This is a genomic window from Micromonospora fulviviridis, from assembly GCF_014648395.1.
Classification (GTDB): domain Bacteria; phylum Actinomycetota; class Actinomycetes; order Mycobacteriales; family Micromonosporaceae; genus Micromonospora; species Micromonospora fulviviridis.
The window spans coordinates 897,230-915,348 of sequence record NZ_BMRA01000001.1 but is presented as its reverse complement, the minus strand read 5'-3'; the positions used below and the strand labels follow the sequence as shown (position 1 = coordinate 915,348).

Genomic DNA, 18,119 nt, shown 5'->3' with positions numbered 1-18,119 from the left:
GCCGGGCCGATCCTTTTCTTGATCAACAGGGTCGACAGTGGCCGGCCAGGGCAATAGTCAGGGCATGTTGGGGATCGGGAAGAAGGACCGGGAGTTGGACGCGGCCGTCGAGGAACTCGGCCGGGCGGACACGCTCGCCTTCGGCGGGGTGGGGATCGCCGGGCAGATCCTGCCGGCGACCGAGGCGTACCGGCACGTGGAGCGGGCCCTGCGGGAGCATCCCGAGGCGGCCCGGAAGAAGGTCGACCGGCTGTTGAAGCACGGGTCGCCGGCCGGGAAGGCGTACGCGGCCGCGCTGCTGGACACGGTCGACCCGGCGGCGGGCCGGGCCGCCTGGGAGCGGCTGCGCGACGACGACGGCGAGTTCACCACGTTCAGCGGCTGCATCATGGGCCGCGCCACCCTTCGTGAGTACGCCACCGAACGCCTCACGGGGGCCTGACCGTAGCTGATCGGTCACTCAGCGAACAGCACTTCGGCGCACGTGCGTCGGGTTGTTACCGTCTCCGCCGATGCACCTTGGGGGGAGACGACCGTGAACGGTTCGCTGGCGTACGTGGTGACCACGTTGGGGTGCCTGGTCGGGGTGGCCGGCGTGGTGATCGCCGTGATCGCCCTCCGCCGGGCCCGGTCCGCGCAACGCCCGACGGCCACTCCCGGCGACCCGTTCCGGGACCGGGATGCCGACGCGCTGCGCGGTGACCCCCGCGGGCTCAAGCCCGGCGACATCGTGGAGATCCGCCAGGTGCCCTACACCGTGCGCGGCTCGGTGCACCTGGTCGAGGGCGGCTGGAGCTGGGCGGAGCACCTGCTCGACGACGCCGGCGGGGTGAAGCGCTGGCTCTCCGTCGAGTCGGAGCCCGACCTGGAGATGGTGCTCTGGACCAGCGAACCGTCGGCCACCGTCACCCCCGGTGCGCCGACGCTGGAGATCGCCGGCCGCCGCTACAACTGGGACGAGTCCGGCCAGGCGAAGTACACGGCCACCGAGGGCACCGGCCTCGACCCGCGCGGCACCATGCGCTACCACGACTACCAGGCGCCCGGCGGGGCGCGGCTCTCCTTCGAGGCGTACGGGGAGGCGGGCTGGGAGGTGAACCTCGGCGAGCAGCTGCACCGCGCCGAGGTGATGATCTACCCGCAGGGCGGTCCGGAGAAGGTGGGCTGAGCGTGCTCGTCGCCCTGGACGCCCCGTACGTCGACACCCGCGCCGCCGACCTGAGCCTGGCCCTCGGCGGCCCCGAGCGCCCCGCCCTGCACGTGCGCGAGTTGACCCTGCCCGGCGGGCTGCGGCTGCGGCTGCGCCTGCTCGGCGCCTCGCACCAGGTGATCTGCGGCGACCTCACCGAGACGGTCGCCTGCCTGCCCGGCCGCCCACCGCACCTGCCGGACGCCCTGCACGACGAGACCGCCGGTTACCGGTTCACCGCCACGGTGCTCCGGCCGGCGGGCGACGGCCTGCGCACCCGGGTCGCCGCGCTCCGCGCCGAACTGGCCGACGACCCGTACGCGCTGATCGGGGTCTTTCCCGGCGACGAGGACGCGGTCACCGCGCTCGCCGTCCGCCCCGCGCCCCCGGCCGGCTCGGTGGCCTGGCGCACCTGGCACGCGTACCCCCAGACCAACGAGCTGGTCCTGACCGAGACGGTGGTAAAGCTGTGACGTACCGACGGTGGTTCGTGGTGGGCGTGGCGTTCGCCGTCATCGGTGCCGTGGTCGCCGCCTTCGCGATCTTCTACGGCAACTTCTCGCCGCGGGGCTACGTGGAGGACCGCTACACCCGGGCCACCAGCCGGGACCTCGGCTCGGACGCGATCGCGTACACGTCGAACCGGACGCCGAGCCAGGTGTCGAAGGAGATCACCGACGCCTGGCAGCCGGCCGACCAGTACGTCGACGGCAGCGGGGTCTACCTGCGCTACGACGACGACTCGGTGGTGATCCTGCCGCTCGCCGCCGGCTCGGTGATCCTGCTGGAGCGGATGACCACCGCCTACCCCCGCTACCACTCCCGGGTGGGCAGCCACTGGGGCTGGGGGCGGGGCAGCACGGTCCGCGGCGGCGGCCCCGGCTCCGGCAAGTGACCTGACCTCCTCCCACCCCGACGAATACTGGAGTCACCTGTGCAGACCCTGGTCACCGATCTGCTCGTCACGCTCGCCTACGGCGTGGTCGGCGTCGCCCTGATGGCCGTCGGCTACGTGCTGGTCGACGTGGCCACTCCCGGCAAGCTGCACGAGCTGATCTGGGCGGAGCGCAACCGCAACGCCGCGCTGCTGCTCGCCTCGAACCTGGCCGGTGTCGGCATCATCGTGGTCGCCGCGATCGCCGCCAGCGCGGACGACTTCGCCCTCGGCCTGGTCGGCGCGGCCGCGTACGGCATCCTCGGGCTGGTCATCATGGCCGCGTCGTTCCTGCTGCTCGACATGGCCACCCCGGGCAGGCTCGGGGAGATCCTGGTCGACCCGGAGCCGCACCCCGCGGTCTGGGTCTCCGCCGTCGTGCACCTCGCCACCGGCGCGATCATCGCCGCCGCGATCAGCTGATGACGCCCGGCGAGCAGCCCGGGGCGAAGCCGTCGGGGCAGCCGAAGAAGAGCGGCTGGGCGCTCTTCTGGACCATCGTCGTGGCGGTCGTCTGCTGCGGAGGGCTGGTCGTCTACCCGAGCTGGGGCTCGGTGTTCGGCGCCGACGGGTCCGACAAGGTGCCGGCGCCGACCGCGCAGGAGCGTGGCGACACCGTGCCGATCCTGGCGCAGTCCACCGCCGGCCAGGGTGTCTGCTACGGCTGGGTGCTGAAGGACTACTGGGACTACGGTGACGACGTCGTCAGCGCCGGCTCCAACCTCGGCGACGGGGTGCGGGTCGAGGGGAACGGGGCCTGCACCCGGTGGCTGCAGGTGACGGCCGTCATCCGCTACGTCTCCGAGAGCAGCGAGAGCAACGACACCGCCCAGGTGGAGGTGACCGGCTCACCGGACATCGACTCCGACGTCCTGTGGCGGATGCGGAGCGGGCTGGAACGGCTCGGGCTCACCGACGAGGTGTTCATCGACGATCCGGGCTGGGCGGTCACCCGGGCAGCGGTCATGCTGCCGTTGCTCGCCGCCGAGGCGGAGATCGTCCCGCCGGCCGCCGCCACACCCACCCCGGCCGCGGCCAGCCCGTCCCCGCTGCCCGACGCGGGCAGCGACATGCTGCGGGACCGCTGGGGCTGGCTGCTCGCCACGGTCGGGCTTCTCCTGCTCGCCGCGCTCTTCGTCACCGTGGGCGTGGTGCAGCGCCGCCGTGAGCGCCGGGGAGTCGTGCCCGCGCAGCGCGCCGGGGCGGAGACCGCGGAACCGCGTACCCGGGAGAAGGCGTGACCACCGACGCGCCGGCGCGGCCGCGGTGGCGCCCGGCCCGCGCGGGGGTCCTGCTCGCGGTCTTCGTCTGCGCGGCCTGCGGCCTGGTGTACGAGCTGGCCCTGGTCGCGCTCGGCAGCTACCTGATCGGCGACACGGTCGGGCAGGCGTCGATCGTGCTCGGCGTGATGGTCTTCGCGATGGGCGTGGGCGCGCTGGTCGCGAAGCCGTTCCAGTCCCGGGCGGCGGCCGCGTTCGCCGCGATCGAGCTGACCCTGGCCCTGCTCGGCGGCCTCTCCGTGCTCGGCCTCTACGCCGCGTTCGCCTGGCTCGACCTCTACGGGCCGGCGCTGGTCGGCACCGCGTTCGTGCTCGGCCTGCTGATCGGCGCCGAGATCCCGCTGCTCATGGTGCTGCTGCAACGCATCCGCGAGCAGTCCGCGGGCAGTGCCGTGGCCGACCTGTTCGCCGCCGACTACGTCGGCGCGCTGCTCGGCGGGCTGGCCTTCCCGTTCCTGCTGATGCCGGTCTTCGGCCAGCTCAAGGGCGCCCTCGTGGTGGGCGCGGTGAACGCCGTCGCCGGCCTCGCCCTGGTCTGCACGGTCTTCCGCGCCGACCTCGGCCGCCGGGCCCGGGTCGCGCTCGGCGCCGGCGCCGTCGTGGTCGCCCTCTGCCTGGGGTACGCCTGGGTCACCGCGCACGACTTCGAGGTGACCGCGCGGCAGCAGCTCTACCGCGACCCGGTGGTGCACGCCGAGCGCAGCCGCTACCAGGAGATCGTGCTGACCCGGTCGGTGCGGGAGGTCGGCCACGCCGACACCGACCTGCGGCTGTTCCTCAACGGTGACCTCCAGTTCAGCTCGATCGACGAGTACCGCTACCACGAGTCGCTGGTGCACCCGGCGATGCGCGGGCCGCACGGGAACGTGCTGGTGCTCGGCGCCGGGGACGGGCTGGCGCTGCGGGAGATCCTCAAGTACCCGGACGTGCGCCAGGTGACCCTGGTCGACCTCGACCCGGCCGTGGTCCGGCTGGCCCGTTCCGAACCGCAGCTGCGGGACCTCAACCACCACTCGCTCGCCGACCCCCGGGTACGGGTGCTCAACGTCGACGCGTTCGGCTGGCTGCGGACCGCCACGGAACGCTTCGACGTCGTCATCGCCGACCTGCCCGACCCGGACGAGACGGCCACCGCCAAGCTCTACACGATCGAGTTCTACGCGCTGATCCGGCCAGTGCTCGCCCCCGGCGGCCGGCTCGTGGTGCAGTCCGGCTCGCCGTACTTCGCGCCCCGGTCGTACTGGTCGATCGAGCGGTCGATCCGGGAGGCCGGCTTCGCCACCGTGCCGTACCACGTGGACGTGCCGAGCTTCGGCGACTGGGGTTTCGTGCTCGCCGCGGCGGGCGGGACGCCGCCCGCGCTGGCGCTGCCCGCCGACGCGCCGGCGCTGCGCTTCCTCACCCCGTCGGTGCTCGCCGCGGCGGCCACCTTCCCCGCCGACCGCGCCCGGCTGGACGTGCCCGCCTCCACGTTGTTGCAGCCCAGAGTGCTGGAGTACGCCCGCGCGGAGTGGCGCGGCTACTAACGTCGGGCGGGTGGCCGCCCGTCCGTCCCGCTGGTCGCGACCGCCCCGGGTGCTGGAGGCGCCGTCGTACCTTCAGGCGTTCGTGCTGTCCGGAGTGGTGACCGTGCTGGTCACCCGGGCGTACCTCCAGGCGACCGGCTACCCGCAGCTCGGCGGTGGCGGGCTGCACATCGCGCACGTGCTCTGGGGTGGCCTGCTCATGACCGCGGGCCTCGGGGTGGCACTCGTCTTCCTCGGCAGCGCGGCGCGCATCCTGGGCGCGATCCTGGGCGGGATGGGCTTCGGGCTGTTCATCGACGAGGTCGGCAAGTTCGTCACCGCCGGCACCGACTACTTCTACGCCCCGGCCGCCAGCATCATCTACGTCGCCTTCGCGCTGCTGGTCGTGATCACCCAGGCGCTGCGCGGCCGGACCCGGCTCTCCGCATCGGAGCGCACGGCGAACGCGCTGTTCACGGTCGTCGGCGGTCTCACCACCGGCCTCACCGCCCGGCGTCGGGCGGCGGTGCGGCGGCTGGTCCAGGGCTGCGGCCCGGAGGTCGAGGAGGCGGTGGCCCGGCTGCTGGACGCGGTGCCCCGGAGCGAGCCACCCGCACCCCGGTTCTGGCAACCGTGGCTCCTCCGGGCCCGCCGCCTGGCGGTCTGGGTGACCACGCACCGGTGGGTGGTGGCGGTGGTGGTGCTCTACGTGGTCGGCGAACCGTTCGTCGTCGTGCTGCGGGTTCTCCTGGACGCCGTCACCGGCGAGCTGCCCGACCAGCGGGAGTGGGGGGCGGTGCTCGGCGTCAGCGTCTCCGCGCTGATCACCGCCGCGCTGAGCATCCGCGGGGCCCTGCTGCTCCCCAGCGACCAGCCGCGGGCGTTCCGGCTGTTCAAGCTCGCCCTCCTCGTGGACCTCCTGTTCGGGCAGATCTTCAGCTTCACGGTCAACCAGTTCGGCGCGGTCTTCGCGCTCGCCGTGGACCTCTTCCTGCTCGCCGTGGTGACCGCCGAGTACCGCCGGCTCTGCCGCCGGCAGCCGTCCGGCCGCTGAATCCCGCACCGGTCGCGGCTGTCGCGCCGTGCCCACCTGGCCCGGCTTCGTTACGGTGGTCCTCTGATCAAGGGAGGGAGAATCATGGTCGATGCTCCGGGCACCCCGCCCCGCGCGCGTCCGGGCGTGGTGACGGTTTCCAGTTGGCTGCTCATCCTCGTCGCCGTCATCCAGGTGTTGAGCCTGATCGTGACGCTGTCCACCCTCGGCACGATCCGGGACGTGCTGAAGGACGCGTACGCCGGCACCTCGGCCGAGCAGGCCGGCGACATCGCCTACGCGTTCAGCCTCGGCAGCTCCGTGCTGACGCTGCTGCTCGCGGTGGGGCTCGTCGTGCTCGCGCTGCTCAACAACCGGGGGAAGAACGCCTCCCGCATCACCACCTGGGTGCTGGGCGGCCTCCTGCTCTGCTGCACCGGCGGCAGTCTGCTGAGCGGCGTCTCCGGCGGGTTCACCGGCGGTGGGCCCACCAACGGCGACCTGCCGAGCGGTGAGGAGATCCAGCGCCGGCTGGAGGACGCGCTGCCGTCCTGGTACGGCCCGGTCAGCCTGCTGCTCGGCCTGGTCGCGCTGCTCGCGCTGCTGGCCGCGCTGATCCTGCTGGCACTGCCGAAGGCCAACGAGTTCTTCCGCAAGCCCAAGGCGGCCTGGGAGCCGCCGGTCCCGGGTGCCGCCTACCCGGCTGAGCCCGGCTACCCCCAGGCCCCGGGCTACCCCCAGGCCCCGGGCTACCCGGCCACGCCCGGCGACCCGGGCCAGCCCGCACCGGGTCAGCCCGCGCCGGGCCAGCCCGCGCCGGGACAGCCGGGGCAGGCCGGTCCGTCGCCGGAGTCCGGCGAGCGCCGCGAGGGTGAGCCACCATCCGGAAGTTGACGCCCGGATAACAGCGACGCCGACGATCCCTCCGAGTAGGTTGCAACCCGACGCCTACCGGAGGGATCTGTCGTGTCGTACCCCCATCAGGCCCCACCCCGCCGGCCCGGCGCGGTGGTCTCGGCGGCGGCCCTGCTGCTGCTGATGGCGGTGGGCGCCGTGGCGTACGCGGTCGCCAACCTGCTGGTCACGGCGGGCACGGTGGACCGGTTCCGGGAGGCGGCGCGGGCGACCGGCGCGCGCGGCGGCGAGATCGACGGGGTGGCCTCGCTGCTGCGCGGCTCCACCGTGCTCTCGGCGGCGCTCGGCGTGCTGGCCGCGCTGCTGCTCGTCGGGCTCGCCCTCGGCCTGCTCTCCGGCCGGGCGGGCGCCCGGGTGACCACCTGGGTGGTCGCCGGGCTGGGCCTGTTCTGCGGCTGCTGCGGCCTGGCCGTGCTGGTCGGGCAGCGGGCCGCCCCGCTCCGGCTCGGCGCCGACGACCGGGTCACCGTCGACCTGCTGGCCCGGGTCGGTGACGCCTACCCGGGCTGGTGGATCCCGGTGAACGCGGCAGTGTCGGTGGCGCAGATCCTCGGGTACCTGGTGGTGGCGGCCCTGCTCACGCTGCCCACGGCCGGCGCCTTCTTCCACCGCCGCCCGCCGCGCCCGGCGGCCGGCCCGGTCCCGCCGCCCGGACCCGTCCCGCCCGGTCCCGGTTACGGCCCGCCGCCGGTCTCGACCCCGCCGGCCGGCCCACCCGCCCCCGGATACGGTGCCCCCGCCTCGGCGGCGCCGACCTACGGGCACCCCTCGCCCTGGGCGCCGCCGGCCGGGCCGGTCTCGGCCCCTCCGCCGCCCGGCGCGCCCCCCACCCCGCCGCCGTCGGCTCCGCCCGGGCCGACCCCACCCCCCGAGGACCGCCCGTGACCGACGCACCCCCCTCCCCGCGCCGGGCCCTGATCACCGGGGCCAGTCTCGGCATCGGCGAGGCGTTCGCCCGCCGGCTCGCCGCCGACGGCTGGGACCTCGTCCTGGTGGCCCGGGACGCCGGCCGGCTCGACGCCCTGGCGGCCGAGCTGACCGGCCGGCACGGCCACCGGGTCGAGACCATCGCCGCGGATCTGTCCACCGACGACGGCTGCGCCGCGGTCGAGGGCCGGCTGACCGCCGACCCGCCGGTGGAACTGCTCGTGAACAACGCCGGGATCAGCCTCAACACCCCGTTCGTCCGGTCGGCCGTCGCGGACGAGGCCCGGCTGGTGCGGCTCAACGTGCTGGCCGTGCTGCGGCTGACCCACGCGGCCCTCGGTCCGATGACCGAGCGGGGTCACGGGGCAGTGATAAATGTCTCTTCCGTGGCGGGTTTCGGTGTCCCCATGCCGGGATCGACGTACTCGGCCAGCAAGGCGTGGGTGACGAATTTCAGTGAATCGATCGGCCAGTCGGTGGCCCCGCTCGGCGTACGCGTCATGGCGCTCTGCCCCGGCTACACCCGCACCGGCTACCACGAGCGGGCCGGCATCGACATGTCGCGCACCCCGGCGTGGATGTGGCTGCGGACCGACGAGGTGGTCGACGAAGGGCTGCGTGACCTGCGGAAAGGCAAGGCGGTCAGCGTGCCGAGCTGGAAATACAAGCTGGCCGTGGCGGGGCTGCGGCACGCTCCGCGGCGGCTGCTGCGCGGGGTCTCCCGGGACACCCGCGGCCGGGTCGGCCGGGCCGGCGACTGACCGCGGCCCGGCCCGGCGGGTGTCCCGTCACCGGGATGCCCGCCCGCTGACCGGGTTGGACGGTCGCACAGCGTAGTCGGATATCGCCACCCGTCGGTCGCCCGCAGGGTTGACCCGGGTGGACCCCACGCCCGCCTCCCAGACTTGCGAAGTACCCTCTATCGCCATGGGGGACCACGACGACCTGCGTAAATTCATCACTGACCTGGCTGTGGTCCACGGCCGGGTGGTGCTCTCGTCGGGTCGGGAGGCGGACTGGTACGTCGATCTGCGTCGCGTCACGCTCCATCACCGGGCGGCGCCGTTGATCGGTCGGGTGATGTGCGACCTCACGGCCGACTGGGCGTACGACGCGGTGGGCGGGCTGACCCTCGGGGCCGACCCGGTGGCCGCGGCGATGCTGCACGCGTCGGCCGGGACCGACCGCCCGCTGGACGCCTTCGTGGTACGCAAGGCGGGCAAGGCGCACGGTCTCCAGCGACGGATCGAGGGCCCGGAGGTCGCCGGGCGCCGGGTCCTGGCGGTCGAGGACACCTCGACAACGGGCGGGAGCGTGTTGACCGCTGTCGAGGCATTGCGCGAGGCCGGGGCCGAGGTGGTGGGTGTGGCGGTTATTGTTGATCGAGGCGCCGGCGACGCGGTGCGAGCCGCCGGACTGCCTTATCGGGCGGCCTATACGTTGGCTGACCTCGGCCTTGTGGCGTAAAAGTTTGCCGATTCGGATCTGCTGATATGCAGGCGGATCGATGCTGCTGGTGGAAGGATGGAATACGTGGGAACTGCGTTGGCTGAAATGACCATGCCTCAGATCTCGCCGCTTGCCGGCGAGCCGATCGAACGTGCCGACGCCGAGCGGCTTGCGGGGGTCCTCAAGGCCCTCGCCGACCCCGCCCGGCTGCGGCTGCTCAGCCTGATCCAGTCGGCTCCCGAGGGGGAGGCGTGCGTGTGTGACCTCACCGCGCCGCTCGGCCTCTCGCAGCCGACCGTCAGCCACCACCTGCGCATCCTCACCGAGGCCGGCTTGCTGGAGCGGGAGAAGCGCGGTGTCTGGGCGTACTACCGGCTGGTGCCGACCGCGATCGCCACGATCGCGGATCTGCTCACCCCGCCGCGGAAGCGGGCCACCAAGAAGGCCCGCTGAATCCGGACGTGTCCGAGTCCGGGGTGGCCGCCCGCGCTGAGTGCGGCGGCGATGGGTGGCGTGCCAGGGGTGGCGCCACCACCGGACGGTGACGGCTGCCGTCATCCGTACCACCCGCAGGTCGACAGGTCGTAGTCGAAGGCCGGCTCCCCGAGAGGGGGCCGGCCTTCGGTGTGTCCGGGGTCAGCGGCGGTGCTGCCCGCCGCGCCGGTGGTGCGGGTCGTCGTCGCCGTCGATCGCGTCCCGGACGGCGTCCACGGCACCCGCCGCGCTGGCCGCGGCGATCACCGCGACGGCCTCGCCGCGCTTGCGCGCCCGCCGGTCGCGGAGGAACTCGAAGAAGATCGGCAGCACCGAGATCAGCACGATCAGCGCGACCACCGGCAGGATGTACCGGTCGATCTTGTCGCCGATCGCGTTGTAGATCTGGTCGGCCAGCAGGTAGCCGACCAGCAGGATGCCGTCCACCCAGAGGACCGCCCCGACCACGTTCCACAGGAGGAACTTCCGGGCCGGCATGCCGAGCACCCCGGCCACCGGGTTGAGGAAGGTCCGCACGATCGGGATGAACCGGGCCAGCACCACGGCCTTCGCCGGGCCGAACTTCTGGAAGTAGTACTCGGCCTTCTCCACGTACTCCCGCTTGAACAGCCGGGAGTTGGGGCGGTCGAACATCCGCTTGCCGTAGCGCGCGCCGAGCCAGTGCCCGAGCTGGGCGCCGGCGATCGCACAGAGCGGGCCGCCGATCAGCAGGCCGGCCAGCGAGAGCCGGGTGCCGGATCCGAAGATCGCGTCGGCCACCGGCGAGGCGGCCACCCCGGCGAGGAAGAGCAACGAGTCGCCCGGGAAGAAGAAGCCGACCAGCAGGCCGGTCTCGGCGAAGAGGATCGCCCAGACGCCGATCATCCCGAAGGTGTGGATGAGGTCCTTCGGGTCGAGCGGGTTCAGGGCCACGCTCTCGGAGAGCACCCGGGTCTTCTCTGCTGTGTCCACGGCCACAAAGGGTACCCGGGCCCGGTCCGGCACCGCGCCGGACCGGGCGTACGGGTCACAGCCGCGGGTCGACCGGCTCGGACTCGCAGGCGAGGATGGCGAAGACCAGCTCATGGCGGCGCCAGAGCGGGGCGTCCTCGGCCAGCGCGTCCAGGGCGGCCAGGCCCAGCGCGTGCTCGTGCAGGGCCAGCCCGCGCTTGCGCCCCAGCGACCGCTTGCGCAGCGCGGCGAGCTGCCCCGGCCCGGTGTACCCCGGACCGTAGATGATCCGCAGGTACTCCCGGCCCCGGCACTTGATCCCCGGCTGGAGCAGCGACCCCTTCGGCGAGCGGGCGGCCAGCCCGGCGTACGGCTTGACCACCATGCCCTCCCCGCCGGCCGCGGTGAGCGACAGCCACCAGTCGGTCGCGGCGGCCACCGCCGCCTCGTCGGCCAGGTCGACCACCTGCCGCCGGGTCGGGGTGAAGAACTCCGGGTCGGCGGCGCAGAGCCGGTCGGCCAGCGCCAGGTGCCAGCCGTGGTCGCGGTCGGCGTAACTGGCCCCGGCCCCCGCCAGCACGGCGAACGGCGCCAGCGTCACCCCGCGCAGCCCGTCGGTGGGCCCGACGTACGCCCGGTAGGCCGCCGAGTACGCCTCGACCTCGGCCGCCCGGTCGGCCATCCGGCCGCGCAGCTCACCCACCGGCAGCCCGCGCGCGGCGGCGGCATCCAGCGTGCCGAGCACCGCCGGCAGGGCCGCCCGGCCGGCCGCGCCGACCCCGGCGTACTGCTCGCGGATCAGCCCGCCCGCCTTGGCCGACCAGGGCAGCAGCTCGCAGTCGAGGAGCAGCCAGTCGGTGTCCAGCTCGGCCCACAGGCCGGCCGCGGTGACCGCCGCGCGGACCCGGGCCAGCAGCTCCCCGTCCAGCGGCGGCCCGAAGAACGGCCGGCCGGTGCGGGTGTGCACCGCGCCGCCGGAGAACCGCCCCGGCTCCCGCTCCACAAGCACCACGGCCCGCGAGCCCATGTGCTTCTCCTCGCAGACCACCCGCTCGACGCCGGCCGCCCGGTAGTCGGCGAACGCCTGCGCCGGGTGCTCCAGGAACCCCTCCACTGTCGAGGTCGAGCAGGGCGCCATGGTCGGCGGCAGCCAGACCAGCCGGTCCGGGTCGAGCGCGTACCGGCTCATCACCTCCAGCGCGGCGGCGGCGTTCTCGGCCGGCACGGTCAGCGTCCCGTACGCGTGCGTGAGGTGCCGCCGCCCTGTGACGTCGGCCAGGTCCAGCACGGTGTCCGGCCGGGCCGGGGTGGGCGCGACCAGCGGGCGGGCTGGGGCGTACCACTCCTTGACCGCCGGGACGGCGACCAGCTCCTTCTCCGGGTAGCGCAGCGCCGTGAGCTTGCCGCCGAACACGCAGCCGGTGTCCAGGCAGATGGTGTTGTTCACCCACTCCGGCTCCGGGGTCGGGGTGTGGCCGTAGACGACCATGGCCGAGCCCCGGTAGTCGCGCGCCCACGGGTAGCGCACCGGCAGCCCGTACTCGTCGGTCTCGCCGGTGGTCTCCCCGTAGAGGGCGAACGACCGCACCCGGCCGGACGCCCGACCGTGGTAGGCCTCCTTGAGGCCGGCGTGCGCCACCACCAGCCGGCCGCCGTCCAGCACGTAGTGGCTGACCAGGCCGTCGATGAAGGCCGCCGTCTCGGCGACGAACTCCGCCGGCTCCGACGCGAGCTGGGCCATCGTCTCGGCCAGGCCGTGGGTGAGCCGCACGTCCCGGCCGCGCAGCTTGCGCAGCAGCTTCTGCTCGTGGTTGCCCGGCACGCAGATCGCGTGGCCGGCCGCCACCATGCCCATGACCAGGCGCAGCACCCCGGGGGAGTCCGGGCCGCGGTCCACCAGGTCACCCACGAAGACCGCGGTACGCCCCGCCGGATGCACCGCGTCCACCGGGCGACCCGCGTCGTCGCGGCGCAGTGACCAGCCCAGCCGGAGCAGCAGCGCCTCCAGTTCCTCGCGGCAGCCGTGCACGTCACCGACGACGTCGAACGGCCCGGTCAGCTCGCGCCGGTCGTTGAACAGCTTCTCGTAGCGGATCTCGGCGGCCTCGATCTCCTCGACGCCGCGCAGCACGTGCACCTTGCGGAAGCCCTCCCGGGCCAGCCGACCGTAGGACTGCCGCAGGTCCCGCTGCATCCGGGCGAGCACCTGCCGGCCGTGCGTCCGGTCGGCCCGGGCCCGCGTACGCTCCCAGGCCACCGCCTCCGGCACGTCCAGCACGATCGCGACCGGCAGCACGTCGTGCTCCCGGGCCACCTTGATCAGCCCGGCCCGGGCGTGCGGCTGGAGGTTGGTCGCGTCGACCACCGTGAGCCGGCCCCGCCGCAGCCGGATCCCGGCCACGTGGTGCAGCGCGTCGAACGCGTCGCCGGAGGCGGACTGGTCGTTCTCGTCGTCGGCCACCATGCCGCGGAAGGTGTCCGAGGAGAGCACCTGGCTCGGCTGGAAGTGCCGGCCGGCGAACGTCGACTTGCCGGAGCCGGAGACGCCGACCAGCGCCACCAGGGCGAGTTCGGGAATGTCCAGGACGGTCATCGGGTCGTCTCCTCCTTCCGGGTGCCGGTCTCGTTGCTGCGCAGCACGGCGAGCTGGGTCGGGGTGCCCACCTCCGGGTCCTCGTCGCCGATCCCGCCGAGCGTGGCGGTGTAGCCGTGCGCCGTCGCCACCCGGTCCACCCAGGCGGCGAACTCGGCCCGGGTCCACTCGAAGCGGTGGTCGGCGTGGCGGAACCGACCGGCCCCGAGCCCCTCGTAGCGGACGTTGTACTCCACGTTCGGCGTGGTCACCACGACCGTGCCGGGCCGGGCGTGGCCGAACACGGCGTCCTCCAGCGCCGGCAGCCGGGGCGGGTCGAGGTGCTCGACCACTTCCATGAGCACCGCCGCGTCGTAGCCGCGCAGCCGGTCGTCCCGGTAGGTCAACGCCGACTGCCAGAGCCGGACCCGGTCCCGCTGCCGCTCCGGCAGCCGGTCCAGCCGCAGCCGCCGGGCGGCCATGGCCAGCGCCTGGCTGGACACGTCGGTGCCGACGACCTCGGTGAACCGCCGGTCGGCGACCAGCGCGGTGAGCAGCGCGCCGCCCCCGCAGCCCAGGTCCAGCACCCGGGACGCCCCGCTGTCACGCAGCGCGGCCAGCACCGCCTCGCGCCGGCGTATGGCCAGCGACGCCCGGGGCGCCTCGGCGGGCTGCTCGATCTCCACGCTGTCGTCGGCGGACGGCTCGTCGGCGAGGCGCAGCTCGGCCAGGCGGGCCAGCGCCGTCCCGGCGAGGGCACGCCGGTGCGCCAGGTAGCGGCGGGTGATCAGACCCCGCTCCGGGTGGCCGGCCAGCCAGCCGGCACCGGCCCGGAGCAGCTTGTCCACCTCGTCCGGGGCCACCCAGTAGTGCTTGGCGTCGTCCAGCACGGGCAGCAGCACGTAGAGGTGGTTGAGCGCGTCGGCGAGCCGCAGCGTCCCGGTCAGCGTCAGGTCGACGTAGCGGCTGTCGCCCCACTCCGGGTACGCCTCGTCGAGCGGGATCGGGGTGGCCGTCACGGTCCAGCCGAGCGGGGCGAAGACCCGTACGGCCAGGTCGGCGCCGCCCCGGCAGCGCAGCACCGGCACCCGGACCTCCAGCGGAATGGCGGTGGCGGCCAGCTCCGGGCGGTCCCGGGACTCGCCACGCAGGGCCGAGCGGAACACCTTGGCCAGCGCCGACGAGAGCAGGCTGGACGCCGCGTACGGGCGGTCGTTGACGTACTGCCCGAGGGTGAAGCTGTCCGGGGTGGTCGCCTGCCGGCGGCCCCGGCCGCCGCCCAGCTTCAGCGGGTCGACCTCGACCAGCAGCGCCGCCGTGCACCGCGCCTCGTCCGCCTCGGGGTAGAGCACGTGCGCGGTGCCGACGGGCAGGTCGAAGCTCTGCACGCGGTCCGGGTGCTTGACGAGGAGGTGGCCGAGGTCGGTAGCGGGGCGGTGAGTGGTGGTCAGGGTCAGCAGCACCCGTCGATGGTGTCAGCTCCGGCGATCTTGCGTCGTCCGCTTTTCCGGCGGACACGACGGTGCCCCGCCGACCGGGGCGGTCGGCGGGGCACCTGGTGGTTCTGGTGGGGCTTCGGTCAGGCGACGAAGCGGGTCTTGCGACGGCGGGAGACCACGTAGCCGGCCGCGCCGGCGGCGATCAGCAGCGCGCCGATGCCGGCGATCAGGGCGGTGGAGGAACCGGTGATCGGCAGCGTGCCGCCGTCACCCTCGCCGCCGCCGTTGCCGCCGTTGCCGCCGTTGCCGGGGGTCCCGGGGGTGCCCGGGGTGCCGGGGGTGCCGGCGGTGCCCGGCTTGATGGTGATCAGCGCGTAGTTGTTGGGCTCGTTCGGGTCGCCGGCGAGCTTGGTGGCCACCTTGCCGGAGGTCTCGCCGGTCAGCTTGTCGATCCGGAGGGTGAATTCCCAGGTCATGGTGTCGCCCTTGGCGAGGTCGCCGTAACCGATGCAGCCGTACTTGGCGGCACCCGGCTCACCCGCGTGGTCCCACGGGTTCCACGGCTCGTCCTGGACCCACGGAGCGCAGTCCTCGGAGACGTTGACCGCGGTGGTGCCCTGCGGCACCTCGACCACGGTGAGCGGGCCCTCCTCGCGCCAGGTCTCGATCACGGCCGGGCCGAGGTTGTGAGCGCCGGCGGAGACCTTCACCTGGTCACCGACCTTGCCGGTGGCGGTGCTGCCGACGGCGGCCAGGTCGGCGCCGTTGTCACCGGTCACCACGACGCTGACCTCGGTGAAGCTGTTCCACCGGTCCACGTCGGTCTGCGGGGCCGACTGCCGCGCGGCACCCACCTCGACCAGGCGCAGCTCCGCGCCGGTGCCCGGCTTGCCCGGCGGCACCGGCCAGGTCGGGTCCTTCTCGATCAGCGCCCAGTCGTCCTTGGTCCACCAGTCCACCGGGTTGACCACGTGGCTGCCGGTGCGGGCCGTCTTGTCCACCTTGACCGGGAGCGGCGCGGAGAGCTTGTAGCTCTTGCCCGGCTCCAGGTCGGTGTCGAAGCGGCAGATGGTGAGCAGGGCGTCGTCGTACTCGCAGTTGCTGAAGTTGCCGACGTACGGGGTCATCCAGTCGCTCTGGAGCCGCAGCACGGCGCCGTGGGCGGTGTTCTCGCCACCGTTGCGGACCGTGCTCGGCAGCCCGACCTCGGCGCCCGGCGCGGCGTCGACGCTGTCCTCGGGCTCGCTCTGGAGGTCGACGCCCTCAGCCACGGTGACGCTGATGGAGCCGGTGGCGATCTTGCCGTCGCCGTTGGCCTTGACCGGGATCTCGGCCTTCTGCCCGGGAGTGGCGTCCGCCTTCGCCGTCACGTAGTAGTCGAAGATGGGCACGCCCCACTCGCCCGCCGCCGCCTCACAGTGCAGGTTGGCGTCGGTCGTGGCGCAGTCCCAGCCGCCGCTCGCCAGCTCCAGCGTGGCGAAGTCGTCGACCTTCGACAGGTCCAGGTCGAGGGTGAGCTTCTGCAGCTCGTTCTCGCTCTCCGGGTCGTACGCGTAGAGGTAGTTGAGGACCGTGTGGTCCGGCGCGACCAGCATGTCGTACGAGACGAGCTGGAAGGAGTCCGCCGCGGAGGCGGGGGTGGCGGAGGCGGCGACGAACGCGCCTGCGACGCCCAACCCGGCGAGCCAGCGCCGGGTGGAGTTGGAAAGCATGTTGGGGGTTCCTCCCGTGAATGATCAGGTGGAGCCCGTGGAGCTTAAAGAACCCTTAAGTCGCCCCGCTGTCCCGGGACGCCTTCACCGGCACATATTGACCGAACGGCTGATCAGCGTCGGTGCAATGTTCCGCCGGCCCGTACCCGTCAACAGGGCGGGACACCGGGAGGTGCAGTGACGTACGAGGAGTTCGCCGACGCGCGGCTGAGCGCCCTGCTGCGGTACGCGGTCATGCTGACCGGCGATCCGCACCAGGCCCAGGACCTGGTGCAGGAGACCATGGTCCGGGTCCAGCTCAACTGGCGCCGGGTCGCCCGCAGCGACGCGCCGGAGCGGTACGTGCGCCGGATGCTCACCAACCAGTTCATCGACTGGCGGCGGGGCTCCTGGGCGCGACGGGTGCTGCTGCGCGGTGAGCCGGACGAGGCGCTGCCGGCGCCGAGCGACCACGCGCAGTCCGCGGTGGACCGCGACCAGGTCTGGTCGTGGCTGTCCCGGCTGCCCCGACGGCAGCGGGCCACGCTGGTGCTGCGCTACTACGAGGACCTGCCCGACGCGGAGATCGCGGAGATCCTCGGCTGCGCCGTCGGCACCGTGCGCTCGTGCATCTCCCGGGCCCTGGCCACCCTCCGAGCCGAGTACGTGGAGGTCTGCTGATGATCGAGGACGACCTGCGGGCCGCCTTCGCCCGGCGTGAGGCGTTGACCCCGCCCACCGGCCCGGTCCGGGCCGCCATCGACCGGGCCGTGGTCCGCCGCCGGCGCCGCCGGCTCCGGCTCCGGCTCGCCGGTACGGCGCTGGCGGTGGTCGCCGCCGCCCTGGCCGGCTTCACCGCGATCGCGCCGCGTCCGCCGGAGACCGCGAACCTGCTGGCGACGCCCTCGCCGACGCCTACCGGGGCGCTGAACGTGCTGCTCCTCGGCCTGGACCAGGCCGGCACGGGCCGGCGTGCCGACTCCGTGCTGCTGGTGCACGTCCCCGCGGACCGCAGCCGGCTCTACCTGGTCTCCCTCCCGCGCGACCTGCTGGTGCCGATCCCCGGCCGGGGGACCGACAAGCTCAACGCGTCCTTCGCCTTCGGCGCCGGGCCGTCCGGGAAGGATCTGTCCGCCGGATACCGGGCGACCCGGCAGGTGGTCGCCCAGCTCACCGGCGTACGGATCGACGCCGGCGCGGTGCTCACCTACGGGGCGACTCGCGAGCTCACCGACGCGGTCGGTGGTGTGTCGGTCTGCCTGCCGACCGCGATCCGGTCCTACCACACCCGGCGGACCTACCCGGCGGGGTGCCAGCGGCTCGACGGTGCGGCCGCGGTGGACGTGCTCCGCCAGCGGTACGGGCTGCCCGACTCCGGACTGGACCGGGACCGCAACGCCGGCCGGTACGCGGCCGGCCTGCTCACGCGGGTCCGTGAGCAGGGAGTGCTGACCAATCCCGTGCTGCTGAGCCGGCTGGTCACGAAGGTAGGCCCGGGCCTGGTTACCGACACCGGGGAGCTGTCCCTGCCGGCGCTGGTCTCGGCGGCCGGGAACGCGGCCAGCGCCGAGCCGGTCGCGGTCGGCCTGCCGGTCCGTTACACGGAGAAGCAGCCGTACGGGTTCCGGCTCGACCCCGCCCTGGCACCGGGCTTCCTCGACGCGCTGCGGGCCGACCGGCTCGGCGAGTGGACGGCAGCCCACCCGAAGCAGGTCACCGGCCTGCGCTGACGCGGGCGGGGCCACCGGCCCCGCCCGCGT

The 18,119-nt window shown here is 73.7% G+C and carries 19 protein-coding genes; 15 read left to right on the top strand and 4 right to left on the bottom strand.

The features are described from left to right. Positions 1 to 64 precede the first annotated feature (64 nt). The 13 genes from IEY96_RS04575 to IEY96_RS04515 all read left to right on the top strand — a co-directional run bounded on the left by IEY96_RS04575 (position 65) and on the right by IEY96_RS04515 (position 9,685). Positions 65 to 442 (top strand): hypothetical protein, encoded by a 378-nt coding sequence (locus IEY96_RS04575; protein ID WP_189193494.1) that lies wholly within the window; start codon positions 65 to 67, stop codon positions 440 to 442. Positions 443 to 535: 93 nt separating this feature from the next. Continuing rightward, on the top strand, positions 536 to 1,168 hold the full coding sequence (locus IEY96_RS04570; protein WP_189193493.1) for a DUF4178 domain-containing protein: 633 nt from the start codon (positions 536 to 538) through the stop codon (positions 1,166 to 1,168). A gap of 2 nt (positions 1,169 to 1,170) precedes the next feature. Then, positions 1,171 to 1,662 (top strand): DUF2617 family protein, encoded by a 492-nt coding sequence (locus IEY96_RS04565; RefSeq protein WP_189193492.1) that lies wholly within the window; start codon positions 1,171 to 1,173, stop codon positions 1,660 to 1,662. After that, positions 1,659 to 2,084 (top strand): DUF4247 domain-containing protein, encoded by a 426-nt coding sequence (locus IEY96_RS04560; RefSeq protein WP_107077381.1) that lies wholly within the window; start codon positions 1,659 to 1,661, stop codon positions 2,082 to 2,084. The genes IEY96_RS04565 and IEY96_RS04560 overlap by 4 nt, the downstream gene beginning before the upstream one ends. Before the next feature lie 39 nt (positions 2,085 to 2,123). Beyond that, positions 2,124 to 2,546, top strand: coding sequence for a DUF350 domain-containing protein (locus tag IEY96_RS04555; RefSeq protein WP_189193491.1), 423 nt, complete (start codon positions 2,124 to 2,126; stop codon positions 2,544 to 2,546). After that, positions 2,546 to 3,364, top strand: a complete 819-nt coding sequence (locus IEY96_RS04550; protein WP_189193490.1) for a hypothetical protein — start codon at positions 2,546 to 2,548, stop codon at positions 3,362 to 3,364. Before IEY96_RS04555 ends, IEY96_RS04550 begins: the two co-directional genes overlap by 1 nt. Then, positions 3,361 to 4,929, top strand: a complete 1,569-nt coding sequence (locus tag IEY96_RS04545; RefSeq protein WP_189193489.1) for a polyamine aminopropyltransferase — start codon at positions 3,361 to 3,363, stop codon at positions 4,927 to 4,929. Before IEY96_RS04550 ends, IEY96_RS04545 begins: the two co-directional genes overlap by 4 nt. A 10-nt stretch (positions 4,930 to 4,939) precedes the next feature. After that, entirely contained in the window at positions 4,940 to 5,962 is a 1,023-nt protein-coding gene (locus tag IEY96_RS04540; protein WP_189193488.1) for a hypothetical protein, read from the top strand. An 84-nt stretch (positions 5,963 to 6,046) separates the two neighbouring features. Beyond that, positions 6,047 to 6,835, top strand: a complete 789-nt coding sequence (locus IEY96_RS04535; protein ID WP_189193487.1) for a hypothetical protein — start codon at positions 6,047 to 6,049, stop codon at positions 6,833 to 6,835. 72 nt (positions 6,836 to 6,907) lie between these two features. Continuing rightward, positions 6,908 to 7,741 (top strand): hypothetical protein, encoded by an 834-nt coding sequence (locus tag IEY96_RS04530; RefSeq protein ID WP_189193486.1) that lies wholly within the window; start codon positions 6,908 to 6,910, stop codon positions 7,739 to 7,741. Next, entirely contained in the window at positions 7,738 to 8,544 is an 807-nt protein-coding gene (locus tag IEY96_RS04525) for an SDR family NAD(P)-dependent oxidoreductase (protein ID WP_189193485.1), read from the top strand. The genes IEY96_RS04530 and IEY96_RS04525 overlap by 4 nt, the downstream gene beginning before the upstream one ends. A gap of 166 nt (positions 8,545 to 8,710) precedes the next feature. Beyond that, positions 8,711 to 9,250, top strand: coding sequence for an orotate phosphoribosyltransferase (gene pyrE / locus IEY96_RS04520; protein ID WP_189193484.1), 540 nt, complete (start codon positions 8,711 to 8,713; stop codon positions 9,248 to 9,250). A 57-nt stretch (positions 9,251 to 9,307) separates the two neighbouring features. Further along, positions 9,308 to 9,685 carry an ArsR/SmtB family transcription factor gene (locus IEY96_RS04515; protein ID WP_007073957.1) on the top strand — a complete coding sequence of 126 codons (378 nt, stop codon included), beginning with the start codon at positions 9,308 to 9,310 and terminating at the stop codon, positions 9,683 to 9,685. Between the two features lie 183 nt (positions 9,686 to 9,868). On the opposite strand, the gene IEY96_RS04510 is transcribed toward IEY96_RS04515, so the two are convergent. From IEY96_RS04510 to IEY96_RS04495, 4 genes are all read right to left on the bottom strand, one after another. Then, positions 9,869 to 10,711 (bottom strand): DedA family protein, encoded by an 843-nt coding sequence (locus IEY96_RS04510; RefSeq protein ID WP_189193483.1) that lies wholly within the window; start codon positions 10,709 to 10,711, stop codon positions 9,869 to 9,871. Positions 10,712 to 10,733: 22 nt separating this feature from the next. Continuing rightward, positions 10,734 to 13,250: a polynucleotide kinase-phosphatase gene (locus tag IEY96_RS04505; RefSeq protein WP_189193482.1), complete on the bottom strand. Its 2,517-nt coding sequence runs from the start codon at positions 13,248 to 13,250 to the stop codon at positions 10,734 to 10,736. After that, on the bottom strand, positions 13,247 to 14,692 hold the full coding sequence (locus IEY96_RS04500; protein ID WP_189193481.1) for a 3' terminal RNA ribose 2'-O-methyltransferase Hen1: 1,446 nt from the start codon (positions 14,690 to 14,692) through the stop codon (positions 13,247 to 13,249). Before IEY96_RS04500 ends, IEY96_RS04505 begins: the two co-directional genes overlap by 4 nt. Positions 14,693 to 14,808: 116 nt before the next feature. Further along, positions 14,809 to 16,380, bottom strand: a complete 1,572-nt coding sequence (locus IEY96_RS04495) for an LPXTG cell wall anchor domain-containing protein (RefSeq protein ID WP_189193480.1) — start codon at positions 16,378 to 16,380, stop codon at positions 14,809 to 14,811. Between the two features lie 177 nt (positions 16,381 to 16,557). Between IEY96_RS04495 and IEY96_RS04490 the strand changes: the two genes are divergently transcribed. Next, the gene (locus IEY96_RS04490; RefSeq protein ID WP_189193479.1) at positions 16,558 to 17,040 is read left to right on the top strand and encodes a SigE family RNA polymerase sigma factor; all 483 of its coding nucleotides are present in this window, start codon (positions 16,558 to 16,560) and stop codon (positions 17,038 to 17,040) included. Then, positions 17,040 to 18,089, top strand: coding sequence for an LCP family protein (locus tag IEY96_RS04485; RefSeq protein ID WP_189193478.1), 1,050 nt, complete (start codon positions 17,040 to 17,042; stop codon positions 18,087 to 18,089). The genes IEY96_RS04490 and IEY96_RS04485 overlap by 1 nt, the downstream gene beginning before the upstream one ends. The last annotated feature ends 30 nt before the right edge of the window (positions 18,090 to 18,119 follow it).

Bases quoted from the DNA above. Each gene is read 5' to 3' on its own strand.
- IEY96_RS04485 (WP_189193478.1), top strand. From the start codon at position 17,040: ATGATCGAGGACGACCTGCGGGCCGCCTTCGCCCGGCGTGAGGCGTTG.
- IEY96_RS04535 (WP_189193487.1), top strand. From the start codon at position 6,047: ATGGTCGATGCTCCGGGCACCCCGCCCCGCGCGCGTCCGGGCGTGGTG.
- IEY96_RS04495 (WP_189193480.1), bottom strand. From the start codon at position 16,380: ATGCTTTCCAACTCCACCCGGCGCTGGCTCGCCGGGTTGGGCGTCGCA.
- IEY96_RS04505 (WP_189193482.1), bottom strand. From the start codon at position 13,250: ATGACCGTCCTGGACATTCCCGAACTCGCCCTGGTGGCGCTGGTCGGC.
- IEY96_RS04515 (WP_007073957.1), top strand. From the start codon at position 9,308: ATGGAATACGTGGGAACTGCGTTGGCTGAAATGACCATGCCTCAGATC.
- IEY96_RS04550 (WP_189193490.1), top strand. From the start codon at position 2,546: ATGACGCCCGGCGAGCAGCCCGGGGCGAAGCCGTCGGGGCAGCCGAAG.
- pyrE (WP_189193484.1), top strand. From the start codon at position 8,711: ATGGGGGACCACGACGACCTGCGTAAATTCATCACTGACCTGGCTGTG.
- IEY96_RS04575 (WP_189193494.1), top strand. From the start codon at position 65: ATGTTGGGGATCGGGAAGAAGGACCGGGAGTTGGACGCGGCCGTCGAG.